This window comes from Actinoplanes sandaracinus (assembly GCF_030009775.1).
Taxonomy (GTDB): Bacteria; Actinomycetota; Actinomycetes; order Mycobacteriales; family Micromonosporaceae; genus Actinoplanes; species Actinoplanes sandaracinus.
Window position 1 is genome coordinate 61,929 of sequence record NZ_JASCTH010000016.1, and the last position, 13,387, is coordinate 75,315.

General features: G+C 70.0%; 14 protein-coding genes. 6 read left to right on the top strand and 8 right to left on the bottom strand.

Annotated features, from left to right (window positions below):
• Positions 1–100: 100 nt before the first annotated feature.
• The 3 genes from QLQ12_RS24050 to QLQ12_RS24060 all read right to left on the bottom strand — a co-directional run bounded on the left by QLQ12_RS24050 (position 101) and on the right by QLQ12_RS24060 (position 1,579).
• Positions 101–274 carry a hypothetical protein gene (locus QLQ12_RS24050; protein WP_282762681.1) on the bottom strand — a complete coding sequence of 58 codons (174 nt, stop codon included), beginning with the start codon at positions 272–274 and terminating at the stop codon, positions 101–103.
• A 53-nt stretch (positions 275–327) separates the two neighbouring features.
• Positions 328–1,128, bottom strand: a complete 801-nt coding sequence (locus tag QLQ12_RS24055; RefSeq protein ID WP_282762682.1) for a sporulation protein — start codon at positions 1,126–1,128, stop codon at positions 328–330.
• 163 nt (positions 1,129–1,291) lie between these two features.
• On the bottom strand, positions 1,292–1,579 hold the full coding sequence (locus tag QLQ12_RS24060) for a hypothetical protein (protein ID WP_282762683.1): 288 nt from the start codon (positions 1,577–1,579) through the stop codon (positions 1,292–1,294).
• A 344-nt stretch (positions 1,580–1,923) separates the two neighbouring features.
• Between QLQ12_RS24060 and QLQ12_RS24065 the strand changes: the two genes are divergently transcribed.
• Complete coding sequence (locus QLQ12_RS24065; RefSeq protein WP_282762684.1) at positions 1,924–3,231, top strand: choice-of-anchor B family protein; 1,308 nt, start codon at positions 1,924–1,926, stop codon at positions 3,229–3,231.
• 50 nt (positions 3,232–3,281) lie between these two features.
• A complete protein-coding gene (locus QLQ12_RS24070; protein WP_282762685.1) occupies positions 3,282–4,103 on the top strand; it encodes a hypothetical protein in 822 nt (273 codons plus the stop codon).
• A gap of 78 nt (positions 4,104–4,181) precedes the next feature.
• Here the strand turns inward: QLQ12_RS24070 and QLQ12_RS24075 are convergent, their stop codons facing one another.
• Positions 4,182–4,928 (bottom strand): hypothetical protein, encoded by a 747-nt coding sequence (locus tag QLQ12_RS24075; RefSeq protein ID WP_282762687.1) that lies wholly within the window; start codon positions 4,926–4,928, stop codon positions 4,182–4,184.
• Positions 4,929–5,516: 588 nt separating this feature from the next.
• On the opposite strand from QLQ12_RS24075, the gene QLQ12_RS24080 reads away from it, so the two are divergent.
• From QLQ12_RS24080 to QLQ12_RS24095, 4 genes are all read left to right on the top strand, one after another.
• Positions 5,517–6,320, top strand: coding sequence for an FkbM family methyltransferase (locus QLQ12_RS24080; RefSeq protein WP_282762688.1), 804 nt, complete (start codon positions 5,517–5,519; stop codon positions 6,318–6,320).
• A gap of 371 nt (positions 6,321–6,691) precedes the next feature.
• The gene (locus tag QLQ12_RS24085) at positions 6,692–8,389 is read left to right on the top strand and encodes an alkaline phosphatase family protein (RefSeq protein ID WP_282762689.1); all 1,698 of its coding nucleotides are present in this window, start codon (positions 6,692–6,694) and stop codon (positions 8,387–8,389) included.
• A gap of 132 nt (positions 8,390–8,521) precedes the next feature.
• On the top strand, positions 8,522–8,803 hold the full coding sequence (locus QLQ12_RS24090) for a YiaA/YiaB family inner membrane protein (protein ID WP_282762690.1): 282 nt from the start codon (positions 8,522–8,524) through the stop codon (positions 8,801–8,803).
• A gap of 45 nt (positions 8,804–8,848) precedes the next feature.
• The gene (locus QLQ12_RS24095; RefSeq protein ID WP_282762691.1) at positions 8,849–10,213 is read left to right on the top strand and encodes an ankyrin repeat domain-containing protein; all 1,365 of its coding nucleotides are present in this window, start codon (positions 8,849–8,851) and stop codon (positions 10,211–10,213) included.
• 155 nt (positions 10,214–10,368) lie between these two features.
• On the opposite strand, the gene QLQ12_RS24100 is transcribed toward QLQ12_RS24095, so the two are convergent.
• From QLQ12_RS24100 to QLQ12_RS24115, 4 genes are read right to left on the bottom strand one after another with little or no spacing between them, the layout of a single operon-like run.
• Positions 10,369–10,671, bottom strand: coding sequence for a hypothetical protein (locus QLQ12_RS24100; protein WP_282762692.1), 303 nt, complete (start codon positions 10,669–10,671; stop codon positions 10,369–10,371).
• A gap of 18 nt (positions 10,672–10,689) precedes the next feature.
• The gene (locus QLQ12_RS24105) at positions 10,690–11,772 is read right to left on the bottom strand and encodes a WXG100 family type VII secretion target (protein ID WP_282762693.1); all 1,083 of its coding nucleotides are present in this window, start codon (positions 11,770–11,772) and stop codon (positions 10,690–10,692) included.
• A 23-nt stretch (positions 11,773–11,795) separates the two neighbouring features.
• Positions 11,796–12,128: a hypothetical protein gene (locus QLQ12_RS24110; RefSeq protein WP_282762694.1), complete on the bottom strand. Its 333-nt coding sequence runs from the start codon at positions 12,126–12,128 to the stop codon at positions 11,796–11,798.
• Positions 12,129–12,151: 23 nt separating this feature from the next.
• Positions 12,152–13,342 carry a hypothetical protein gene (locus tag QLQ12_RS24115; protein WP_282762695.1) on the bottom strand — a complete coding sequence of 397 codons (1,191 nt, stop codon included), beginning with the start codon at positions 13,340–13,342 and terminating at the stop codon, positions 12,152–12,154.
• Positions 13,343–13,387 lie beyond the last annotated feature (45 nt).

The following is a 13,387-nucleotide window of genomic DNA, read 5'->3' on the forward strand; positions in this document are numbered from 1 at the left end:
GGCCGCGGGCGGGCGCCCGGGGGGGCCGCCGCCCGGCGATGTCTTCGGCTACATCAGCCGTTCGGCTGTCAGCTCGGCCGGGCTCGGCGTCCGGTCGGGGCTACTCGTTGAACCAGCCGGTGGCCTGGATCGTGCCGTTCTTGTTGCCGTCCCACCAGTAGACCATCCGGCAGTTGTGCCAGTTACCGATGTTGAAGCCCTGCTTGTCGCAGCCGTCGTCGCCACCGTCCTTGATGGTCATGACCGTCGAGATGTCACCATCGACACCAGGCACGAACCCATCACATCCACCGCCGGATATGGCGTCCGCCGCACTGGGCCCCCGGCTCAACCTTCGTCGCGGAAGCCGCCGCGGCCCTGCCGCTGCTCGACGGTCCGCTGAACCCAGGCGTCGACCTGGCGCGTCCAGTCGGTCGTGTCAGCACAGGCGTGGCCGACGGTGAACCGGCCGAAACCGCCGGGGCCGCCGGAGAGCACGCCGCCGCGCTTGTCGAATTCCAGGATCACCTCGACAGCGTGCGGGGTGGTCACGAAGGTCAGCTCCACCTCGCCGACGGCGTGCGCGTACCGCGGGGCGGCGGAGTAGGCGATCTCCTGATGGAACGGCAGACTTCGCGGCACCCCGGCGATCCGCCCGCGCTCCAGGTCGGCACCCTTGAACCCGAACTCCAACTCGGCGAACGCGTCGAGGATGCGCAACTGCACCGGCAACGGGTTGACCAGAATCGGATCCAGGTCGCCCTTGTCCACGGCGCGAGCGATGGACACCTCCGTGCGCACGCCCATCACCAGTCCGTGCAGGGGCCGGCCGTACACGGCGGTGATCGGAGCCTGCCACGGCAGTTCCAGCTCGAACGGAACCGACAGCTGCCGGCCGGCAGGCAGACGCAGCGGGCCACTGACGGCCGTGCGATGAAACTCGCCGGCGGCCGCCCCCTCGCCGCCCTCGGTCTCCATGCCGGCGACCAGCCCCAGGATGATGTGCTCGATCTCGACGTCCTGGCCGCCACCGGTCAGTTCCACCTGCCCGGCCACCAGACCACCGGGATAGGTGTGCGGGCTCAGCAGAACCGTGTCGACGCTGGGACCGCCGACACCGAGAGCGCCGAGCATCCTTCTGAAGACCACGTCTCTTCTCCTCCCTGAGAGCAGGGCGGAAGAGTGTCTGCCCGGCCGGCGCCTGATACCCCAGCCGGGCCGACAGCTAACAGACGTGGAGAACGCCCGGCACGGCTCGCGATGCGCACCGGGCGCGAAATCACTCGGCGGTCCGACCGAGTCGTTGAGCCGATCAGAAAGGAGGCGCGTCCTCGCCCATCAACGCCAGGATGACGCCGCCTTTTCCGCTCTTGATGTTCTGGACCACGACCTTGCCGGTGCTGCCGTTGGGCAGCTCCAACGTGAAGGACTTCCCGGTGGCGTTCTTGCTCACGCTGCCGGAGCCGTTCGCGGGCCGGAAGTCGCCGGCCCAGGGCGGCGGTCCGCCGTTGCGGCCGGGCTCGGCGAAGAGCGCGACCGTGCCAGGGGTCCTGGTGCCGTCGGAGGAGAGGAGTGTCGAGGCGCTGCGGTAGGTAGCCATATGCAGCAAGGATATCTCGACCTGCGCCCGCTCGCGGGCCGGAAGCCGCGCCAAGACCCGAAACGGTAGCCGCGTCATCCTCACCGGCGACGCCTCGCCGACCGCCCCACGGCTCTCCACGGCCATGGGATCTCCATATCAGCCAAGCCCGGCGCTTTCATAACGCCGCCCCTATCTGCCGTGCGATATGGCGAATTGATTCGACCGCGAATGCGTTCTCGGATGGCGCTCAGCCGTCGCAAAAACATTGACCTCTGTCAAATTAATGCCTAGCGTTCAGGCACGCTCCCGGCGCGTGCCACACCCTGCCCGCGCCGACTCCTCCGCGCGAAAGGGCGTTGACCATGCTCCGAGGAGTACGTCGCACGATGCTCGCCGCCACCGCACTTCTGCTGCTACTCGCCGTCGCGGGCCCGCCGGCCACCGCGCACGACCCGGACACTCCGGAGGGCAAGGCCGAGCAGGCGGAGATGGTCCGCATCTACGAGCCCACCTGGCGCAGTGGTGAGAGCCTGGCTGGCGCGCCGGTGACCTGCGTCAACGGCATGGCCGACAGGTACCCGTGCAAGAACGTCGACCTGCTCAGCTTCCTGCCCCAGTCCGCGCTGGGCGGCGGCGGCTCGTCGAGCATGTGGTACTGGACCGACACCCGCGACAGCAACGAGTACATCCTGTACTGCCGTTCCAACGGTGTCTCCTTCGTCAACGTCACCGACCCGGCCAACCCGAGATACCTCGGGAACCTGCCGGCCGCGAATGGCGTCAGCTCATCCTGGTGCGACGTCCGCACGTACCGCAATTACGCCTACATCGGCAAGGACTCGGTCTCGCACGGCATTCAGGTCTTCGACCTCAACAAATTGCGCGGCGTGACCAACACCCAGACGTTCACCGCGGACGCCCGCTTCACCGGACTGACAAACAGCCACACCCTGTGGATCAACCAGACCACCGGTTTCCTGTACGTCTCCGGCGCGAACACCTGCCGCAAGGGCCTGACCATCTACGACATCAAGACTCCGCTCACCCTGAGGCTGGCGGCGTGCTACGACCGCGAGGTCTATTCGCACGAGTCCGTCGTGGTGAACTACGCCGGACCGGACACCCGGTTCACCGGGCGGGAGATCGCGTTCAACTACACCGGCCAGGGCAGGCGGTTCCAGATCCTCGACGTCACCGACAAGGCGAACATCAAGGTCCTGTCCAGCGTCACCCACCCGGGCGCCAGCTTCATCCACCAGGGCTTCGCCACCAGCGACTACAAGCACATGATCGTCAACGACGAGACGATCAGCACCCGTGGCGGCAGTCCGGACTTCGTCTACAACATCGAACGGCTCGACGCGGCCCGATTCGTCGGCAAGGACGTCGCCACGCGCGGCGAGTTCGTCAACCACAACGGCTACACCGTCGGCAACCGGCACTTCCAGGCGTCCTACCGCGGTGGCCTGCGGATCCTCGACACCACCTCCGCCGCTTCGGCCCGGCTGCCCGAGGTCGGCTACTTCGACGTCGACCCGGCCTCCAACGCCAGCGGCTACAGCGGCAGCTGGATGGCCCTGCCGTACCTGAAGAACGGGGTGGTCGCCGTTCAGAGCATCGGCGTCGGCCTGTTCCTCGTGCGGCCCACCGGCACGGCGGCCGTAAGCTGACCAGCCAGCCCTCCGGCACCGAGCGTCACCGCCGCCGCCTGACGGCGGCGGTGACGCTCGCGGGATTCGTCGGGGCCGCCTATCTGTTCGCCGACAGCCGCGGCCCGGCGGCAGCCCCGGCGGTGGCCCCGGCCCCCTCGCCGGTCACCTACCACAGCGACGGACTCTCCGACACCTACGACGGCTTCCGTGCGGAGCCGCTGGCCCTGCCCACCGGCCGCGGCCCGGGCACCGTGTCGCTGCGCGTCACCGGCCCCGCCGGGACGGCCACCGACTTCCAGCACGTCCACACCAAACCCGTGCACATGTACGTGCTGCGCGACGACCTCTCCGGTTACCAGCACCTGCACCCCGACGTCGTGGACGGCGCGTGGACCACGCCGGTGACCATCGCCGACGGCGGCGCCTACCGGGTGTACATCGAGTTCGTCCCGCACGGCCGTCCCCCGGGCGCCGAACCCACCGTCCTCGGGGTGCCGTTCGTCATCTCCGGTGACACCACCATGGTCCCGGTTCCCGCTCCACAGGCGCAGGACAGCTCCGGCCCGTACACCGTGCGCCGCCTCGACGGCGCCACCGACCTGGCCTCCGGCACCCAGACGGCGCTGCGGTTCCAGGTGACGCGCGACGGCCGGCCCGCCGTGCTCGAACCGTACCTCGGCGCGTACGCCCACCTGTCCAACTTCGAGGTGCGCACCCAGGGCCTCAAACACCTGCACCCGATACCGGCCGACGCCGCCGGCGGCGCGCCGGCCGACGGCGTCCTCTCCTTCCACGCCGCCTTCGCCGAACGCGGCGACAAGCGCATGTTCCTGCAGTTCCGCGCCGACGGCGCCGTTCACCAGGTGGCCTTCACCGTCTTCACGACCTGACCGGCGCCGAGATCGAGCAATACCGGGCCCCACGCGACCCCGGCGGCCGCTCGTTCCCGTCGGCCGCCGGGGCCGGTCTCAGAGGTCGGCGCACGTCTGCTCGCCGGGCAGCAGCGGCCGGGCCACCAGCACCACCCGGTGGCCGTCCGCCTCCCAGCGGGTGTCCGGGCCCGCGTCACGGAGCGCGGTCAGCAGCGGTTCGGCCTCGCCTCGTTCCACCACCTGGCACGGCTTCGACGGCGCACCCGCGAGCTGGGACAGCGGCGCCGCGAGCGGCCAGGGCCGAACATCGCCCCGCGCGTCCGATCCGGCGGTGACCAGCACCGCGTAGCGCTCCGGCAGGTACTCACCGGCGTCGGAGCCGCTGCCGAGCGCGGCGTCGGCGAACGCCACGACCCCACCCCGGCCGGAGTCCTCGTCGTCCGACGGCCCCACCACGGTGGTCTCGCGGATGCCCGTCTCGTCGGCGATGCGCACGGTGAGCACCTCCCCGTCGATGATGTCGCGGTCGTGGGTCCGCCCGGTGAACAGGCCGGCCCGGTCCGCGAGCCGGTACAACTCGGTGATCCGCCCCGCCGGGATGGTCCGCCGCACTCCGCTGAGCAACCCGCCGCGTGTCTCGCCACGCAGCACCGCGGTGCCGTCGCCGAAGAGCGTGAGGTTCGGCAGCGTCCACCGCTCGACCGCCGCCGCCAGGCCGCCGCCCCGGTCCACCTCGACGATCGCGGCGGCCGGGTCCGCCGGTGGACGAGGCGGTTCGCCAGACCCACAGGCGCAGACCAACAGCAGCATCGGTACGGCGTACAGCGGCGGTCGAAGGCTCATCGCTATCGGACGCTCCCGGCGGCGAGGCGGTTCCGGTGGGCCCGTGGGCCCACCGGGACCCACCCAACAGGACCCCGGCACCGGGTACATTCCGCACCGGCCTTGTTGATCACGATCACGCCGACGCAGCCGTCCGCCGGCGCCGCGTAGGCCAACTGCCGACAGACGGGCGGAACCGCCTAAGACTTGGCCTCCACCTGCGCAAACTCGGCTTGACAGCCGCCCGCGCATCGACGAACCTCGATAATCTACGCGTTGACACGTTTCCTGGGAAGGATTCCGCCGAGGTGATCTCATCGGAACCGCCACGCCCGGTCGCGGCGGATCATCAACAACAATGAGCAGCAGGAATGCCGCCCAGCAGGGTGGAAGAATGCGCCAGGAACGTCGCCCCAGAAACGGATGCGCTCCCGAGCCGCCAGCCGCCGAGCGCCGGGGAGACGGCCGGAGAGAATGAGCAAGAACGCGACGGCGAGGCGACCGTACGTCAGCCAGTTCAGCCCCGGCGACCCGCATTAGCGGGGAATCCGGGCCGTGCTACAGGACACCTCGCTCCACGCCCTCACCAGCGACGATGTACAATTCGGCATGGGAATCAACCATGATGCCGTCGAATCGCTTAAGGCCGACCCCACAGTCGCCGCCATCCACCGGTCGCTCGGCTTCTATTACGGAAACGCCGCTCAAGACGCGACGATGGACGCTTTCTACGCCCCGTTCGTCCGGCCGGGTGATCTCGTTTTCGACATCGGCTCCCACGTCGGTGACCGCATCGGCAGTTTCCGCCGGCTCGGTGCCCGAGTCGTGGCGGTGGAGCCGCAGCCTCTGTGCATTCGAGCCATCAAAGAGATCTACGCCGGCGACGAGGACGTGATTCTCGTGGAAGCGGTGTGCGGAGCGTCCGAGGGGACCGCGCAGTTCTACGTCAATTCGGAGAACCCGACCGTGTCCACCGCGTCGACCGAGTTCGTCAAGGCCGCCGACGGCGCGCAGGGCTGGCAGGACCAGGTCTGGGACGAGCAGATCGAAGTGCCCTCCCTGACTCTCGACGACCTCGTCAAGTCGTACGGCATCCCCGCTTTCACCAAGATCGACGTCGAGGGTTTCGAGTCTTCGGTGCTGGCCGGTCTGAGCCAGATCGTGCCGGCGTTGTCGTTCGAGTTCACGACGATCGAGCGCTCGGTGGCGCTGCGGTGCCTCGACCAGGTGGCGGCTCTGGGTTTCACGGCCTTCAACCTGTCCATGGGCGAGTCGATGAGGATGGAATTCGGCGAGTGGAGGTCGCGCGACGAGATGGCCGCCCATATCCGCGCGCTTCCGCATGAGGCCAACGCCGGCGACGTCTACTGCCTGCCGTCCCCGGCGCCGTGGCCCGGGCCGGCCGCCGCCTAGCCCGGCCGGCACGGGAGGCGGGTGGAGGCCCGTCTCCCGCGGCCCCCACGACCAGGACCGCCGCTCGCGCCGCGACGCCCGCGGCCGGCGGGTGAGCGCGCCAGGATGCTCCGCGCTGTGCGGAAAACGTCACTGTTTCTCCCGAACCCACGCACCGCCCGTGACGGGCTCTCCTGCACCCCAACACGTCCGTCAGCGCGGGACGGTTCAAACGGCGGTTCGTTCTGGCCGGACGGCGGTGAACGAAGAGGCCGAGTGATCCGTACGTAGAGGTGCGGCCGTACGAGTGTCGCCGGCATTGCCCACCTAGTCGGAAGACGGCCGCCACGTCGCCACGAGCGTCCCCGACCGGAGCCTGAAGGATCATCGGTTTGTCGCTCATCACGCGCCTTCACCGTTCGCCCGCGCCGGAACCGACGTCTGCCGCCGATCGGGACCGGTCCGCGAGGCGGAGGCTCCCGATCCGGACCGGGCTCGCGGGCCTGCTGGTCTTCGCCGTGCTGGCCGTGCCGGACAATCCGGACGCGTTCGCCTCGCTCCGCCAGGCGCTCATCTCGCTGCTGCGCCTGCCGCTGGAGGGCATCCTCGGCGCCGCGGTGCTTCTGGCCACGCCGGCCCGGGCCCGCCGGACGGTCGCGATCGCGCTCGGTGCGGCTCTCGGTGTCCTCGGCATCCTCAAGGTGATCAACGCGGGCTTCCGTGAGGTCCTCGGCCGCCGGTTCAATCCGGTACTGGACTGGTCGCTCCTCGGCGACGGCTACAACTATCTGGTCGAGACGTCCAGCCGGGCCGCCGCCATCGGCGCGGTGATCGGCATCGTCGTGGTGAGCGTCGCCGCCGTGGCCGTCATCGCCGTCGCGGTCCGGCATCTGGCCGGTGTCACGGCACGGCACCACCGGCCGGCGCGGCGAGCCGTGGCCGCGCTGGTGCCGGTCTGGGCTGTTCTGGCCCTGCTCAGCGGGCACACCGTCGTCGGCGTTCCGCGCTCCTCCGACAACGTCGCCGTCCTGGTCCGCAACACGGTGCTGGGTGTGCCGACGGCACTCGCCGACCGTGCGAAGTTCGCGGAACTGGCCCAGGCCGACGCCTTCCGCAACGTCCCGGCCGATCAGCTCCTCGGCGGGCTGCGCGGCCATGACGTGGTGATCGGGGTGGTGGAGAGCTACGGGCGTACCGCGCTGCAGGACGAGCCGATGGCCTCTATCGTCGGCCCGGCGCTGGCCGACCGGCAACGGCAGCTCACCGAGGCCGGGTTCTCCGCACGCAGCGCCTTCCTCACGTCGTCGACCTACGGCGGCAGCAGCTGGCTGGCCCACGCGACGTTCCAGTCGGGCGTCTGGATCGACAACCCGGACCGGTACCGGCAGCTCGTCTCGGGTGACCGGCTCACCCTCACCAAGGCCTTCCAGACCGCCGGCTGGGACACGGTCGGCATCGAGCCCGGCAACACCAAGGCATGGCCGGAGGCGGAATTCTATGGGTACGACCGGGTCTGGGACGCCCGCAACCTCGGCTACCAGGGCCCCCGCTTCGGCTGGTCCCGGATTCCGGACCAGTTCACCCTCGGGGCCTTCCAAAAGCACGCGTTCGCCGGTCGGCAGAAACCGATGATGGCGGAGGTCAGCCTCACCTCCAGCCACACACCGTGGCCACCGACCCCTCCGCTCGTCGACTGGAACACCCTCGGCGACGGCACGATCTACGGCCCGATCGCCCAGGCCGGCGAGCAGTCGGAGCGGGCCGGCGCGCCGGTTCAGGTGCGGTTCGCGGAGTCCGTCGTCTACTCCATCGACAGCCTGCTCTCCTGGGCCCGGACGTACGCCGACGACGACCTCGTCCTCATCGTCTTCGGCGACCACCAGCCCAACGCGAGGGTGAGCGGGAAGGGCTCCGACCACGACGTGCCCATCTCGATCATCGCCAAGGACCCGTCCGTCTTCGACAAGATCGCCGACTGGAAGTGGCATGAAGGGCTGAAGCCCGGCGCTGACGCCCCGCTCTGGAAGATGGACGCCTTCCGCGACCGGTTCCTGACCGCCTTCGGCACGCCGGGCGGCGCGGCGCGGTGACCACTGTCGCGCCCCGCTCCGCCTTGTCCCGCGCGGCTACGATCGGGCACGCTCCATCCCACGCGGGTCGTTCAGGTCGAGCGTGCCGCGGGGTGGGGCTTTCCCTCTGACCGCGACCCTCGGGAGTTTCCTGTGGCCTACCCGCCGCCGTCCGCGGTCAAGCCCTCCGCCGCCTCCGTCGGCGCCTCCTGGGCGGCGCTGGCCCTCGGGATCGTGGCGTTCGTCGTGGGCCTCTGGAACGCCACGATGACGCTCAGCGAGAAGGGCTTCTACGGTCTCGCCTTCGCGTTGGCGCTGTTCGCGGCGGTCGCCGTGCAGAAGAACGTGCGCGACGCCCTGCAGCACGGGGAGCCGTCGCAGGCGGCGTCCTACCAGTCCGACACGACGACGGGCGGCCCCGGCGGCCTGGACTGACCCGGTCCCGCCGGGGAGTCCGGCCCGGTGACGAAGGAGGTTGCGATGTCCGATCGTCATTTCGAACTGCCGGCGCACCCGGACCTCGACTACTACCGCAAGCAGGCCAAAGACCTGCATCGCGCCTACGCGGCGGGCGATGCGGCAGCCGAAGCCCGGGTTGGCGAAGTGCTGGGCGGCCGGGGCACCAAGCGGTTCCAGCTCACCGACGCCCAGTTCGTGCTCGCTCAGGAACACGGATTCGAGAGTTGGGCCAAGTTCCGCGCTCACATCGAGTGCCGGAACACCACCGAGGACCGGCCGGTTTCGCGCCTCGCGGGGATAAGGGCGACCTCTTACGCCTCGATGGCAGACGCTCTCCTCGTCGAACTACGCCGCAACGACCCCGGCGCGCTGCAACGGTTGCGGGCCTACGTGCCCCGGCACGCATCCACCGCTTCCGCCACTACCGCCGAGGTCCGGGACGCACGGCTGGTCATCGCGCGGGAGCTCGGCTTCCCGGCCTGGCGTGAACTCGTATCGTTCACCGAGAAGTCCATGCGCGATCTCGACGAACGGCAAGAGAAGTGGCGGCGCCTGCACCGGGAGGCCGAAGCCCTGTTGGCCGGCGACACCAATCGGTTGGCCGGTCTGACCACCGAGCAGGCCAACATCCTGCTCCACATGCTCGCGGGTCCCGAGACGATCCCCGGCGTCCGGCTCGACGAGGAACTCGGTGTGCCGCGCGCGGCAGTAGATCTGCTGCTCAGCAAGGCCACTGATCTGGACCTCCCGCTTATCTGGGCTGCCCGCTCCAACCGGGTCGAATATGTGCGCCTATTGCTCGCCGCCGGCGTCGACCCGGGCAACCGAAGCTGGGGCGCCACTGCGCTGGAGAACGCCATCTACTTCGGCCACACAGGAGTCGTCGACGTTCTCGCCGAGCATGGGATCATCCCGCGAGCGCTCTGGACATATGCCGCCTGCGGCCGGCTCGATCTCGTGCAAGCCTGTTTCGACGCGGATGGCAGGCCACAGCCGGACGCCGCGTTGGCACGCCCGAACCCCGCGGACGCCGGTATCGGCCTGCTTTCCCGGCCACCAGCGACCGATGATCCGCAAGAGATTGTGGCAGAGGCGTTCGTCCACGCCTGCCAGCACGGCCGGGTAGAGATCGTGCGCTGGTTCCTCAGCCACGGCGTCCACCCCGACGTCGCGCCCTACTACGGACGGACCGGCCTGCACTGGGCGATCCCGCCCGGTCATCTCGAAGTGATCCGCCTGCTCCTCGACCGCGGCGCCGACCCGTCCCTCCGCGACGATCTCTTCCAATCCGACGCCGACGGCTGGCTGCACATATTCTTCGCTGCCCGCCCACACGATCCCCTGACCCTGCAGCTCCACGAGCTGATCGAGAACCGATCGCGCTGAGTTGGCTCAGCCGGGTCGCGCTGCGTGCTGTTCTGCCGCGATGTCGGAAATGGCCTCGTCCTGTTCAGCGCCGACGCACAAGACTTCTCGTCGCCGCCGACGGCACGGCCTTGGGCTTCGAGCACCGCCGACGAGCGCGTCCCGGGCGCGCCGGTTCAGTGCGGCCGGGGCTCGTCGAACAGCTCGTCGACCCGCTGCCGGGTGTCCTGGACCAGTTGGTCGCGTTCGGCGGGGCTCATCGCCTGGTAATCGCCCCAGAACCGGCCGAAGGCCTTGCTCAGTTCGTCGCCGTACGCCGCTTCCCGGGTCGCCGCCCGCAGGTCGGCACGACCGGCGAGAACCTCCCGCGCCATCTCCCGCAGCGGCCCGTCCGGACCCTCGGCGATCCGGTCGAGGCTCATCCGCAGCAGCTCGGCCTTGCGGGGGTCGCCGGCGACGTCGTAGACGCTGTCATGCATGTCGGTCACCTTCGGCTGTCACTGGGCGGCGATCGGATGGCGGTAGGCGCCGTCGGCGCTGATCTGTGGCAGGGACGTCTGCCGCAGCATCGACGTCTGCGCCTCGATGAGCCCGACACCACCCTGCACCGCGCCGTAGATGTAGGCCATCGCCTTGGTGGCCTGGCCCCACATGTCGAGGATCTCGACGACCTGCCAGGCGGCGATCCCGTAGCCGACGACGGCGCCGACGCCCGTCTCGGCGGTGACGGTGCCGGCCACGGCCGCGATCCCGGCGATGGTGAGGGCGTCGCCGAGCCCCTTGATCAGGCCGCTGACCGCCTCGCAACTGCTCCACACGCCGTGCGAGATCTGCTCGAACTGTTTGGCGGCTTCCCGCATCGGGCCGGCGAGCCCCTGGATGTCCGCGGCCAGCCTGGTGAAATGCTGGTAGGCGCTGTCCGCGGCCTGGCCGTCCCAGGTGCTGTGGAGCGCGATGGCGCCACCCTGCACGTTGTAGGCGAGGTCGTCGAGGGAGTCCGCGGCGTTGGCGAGAGCCTTGCCGGCCTTGGCGAAGGACTGCCAGTCGCCGAGGAAGTGGTCGAGGGCCTTGTTCAGCGGATTACAGCCGATGATCTTGTCGGCGGCCTCGAGCGCCCAGTGCGTCATGCTGATGTTGTCGAGGAACCCGAGCGGGTGGCTGTACTCCACGTCCTCGACCGGCTTGAGCCGGGTGTAGGGCTCCCGGGAGTCGGCGAACCCGGGCCCGCACGGGTTCGCCGCCCAGGCCTCCTCCAGCGCCGTGCCGGCCACACAGATGCCGGACAGAGTCGCGTCGATCCTGGCCGCGGCGTCCACGTCGGTGGCGCGGTAGTAGTTCGCGCTCGCGGTCACACCCTGCCCGCTGCCGGACAGCACCCCGGCGAGTTTGTCGCAGGCCTCGATGGCGGCGTTCAGCGAGTCGACCGCGGGCGGGCCGGCGATCATGATGAGCGCGCCGTTCCAGCCGCCGAGCCCCGCGTACCCGCTGAGGTACTGCCGGGCCTGGGCCGCGTCGTCGGCGGCACGGCCGAGCTGGCGCGCGTAGGCGTCCAGGTCGCCCGGAAGAACCTTGAACGTCATCAATCCCTCGTGATGGAGAAGTGTCAGGACGTCAGCACGGAGACCAGGTAGAACTCCAGGAAGCCGGCCACCGTGCAGACGGCCGCCCACAGGCCCAGGCGACGTGCCGCGCCGATATCGCGTTTCAGGAACACCAGCCCGCCCAGCACGCCGCCGGCGACCATGAGGGCGCACCCGATCCCGGCCGCCCCGCCGATGTTGCCGAGGGCCAGGGACAGGAAGCCGCTCAGTCCGATGAGGCCGAACACGATGCTCAGCACGGCGGCGAAACCACGCGCGCGGGCGATCGCAGGGCTCTCGGTCTCGGCGGCGGTCTGCTGGCGGAACTGTTCACGGAAGGTCTGGCGCCACGACACCGCGGGAGTCTAACAACGCCGATCTATCCGCTGAGCCGTGAGCCGGTGACGGCCGGGTTCCCCGGTCCCAGATAGAAGACGCCCGGCAGGCCGTCGGTCTCGAACCCCTCGCTGACGTTGCGGCGCAGCGTCGAGTTCCGGATCGTCAGGTTTCCGGTGCGGTCGTTGCTGACGAAGAAGATCGCGCCGCCGCCCTCGGCCGCCCGGTTCTTCTCGATCAACGTTCCGTCCAGGGTCAGCTTGTAGGTGTCACCGTCCTGATAGACCGCTCCGCCGCTGCCACCGCCCGGTGTCCCGTCGCGGGCCGGGTTCGCGCCGTCGCCGACCGCCGCGTTGCCGGAGAAGTGGCTGTTCAGCAGCGTCCAGGAGACGCCGATGCTGCTCAGGGCGCCGCCGTTGGAGCAGACGCCGCCAGTGAAGGTGCTGCCCACGACGTAGACCGGCTGGTTCGCGCCCTGCAGCCGTACCCGGATCGCGGCGCCACCGAGGTCGGGGCCCGTACCGTGGCATCTGTTGCCGGTGAACCGGGAATTGACGACCTTGAGCCCGCCGCCGTTGGCGAAGATCGCGCCTCCGCCGCCGGTCTCGTCCGTCGGGTCGGTGGCGTTGCCGCGGGTGAAGGCCATGTTCTGGACGGTCAGGCGGGGTGTGGCCTTGGCATGGCAGTCCCCGCCGGCGGAGCTGCGGCCCTGCGCCGGGTCGCAGACGTTCATGTAGAGGATCCGGCGTTTGCCGCCGCCGCTGAGCGTGACGCGGCCGCCGCCGTCGAGGACGATCGCGGCGACGTCGTTGCGGACCTTCGCGGTCTCGGTCAGGGTGATCCTGACCGGCGACGGGCCGCAGTCGAAGGTGATGACGCCGCCGGCCGCCACCGCCTTGACCACCGCGGCGGAGGTGCAGCTCGCGGGCGTGCCGTCGCCGACGGTGCGGTCCGGGTCGCCGGTGTCGGCCGGTTTCGCCGCGGCCGGGATCGTGGCCCTGCCGGCGGGATTCCCGGGTTTCGGGAGCGAGGCGGTCCGCGCCGGGGACGGCGAGGCGGACGCCACGGAGGCGGACGGCGGCGCCGGCGCGGGCGGCGCGGGCGGGGACCCCGCCGACGAGGGCGCCGGTGGTGACGGCTCGGCGGGAAGGGGCGTCCGCTCCGGGCTGCCGGACTGGCATGCGGCCAGCGAACCGGCGAGGAGCACGGTCAGGACGGTCCGTCGGATTCGCACCGGGCGATGCTACGGCTCTTTCACCGGCCGTAGCATCGCCCGGTC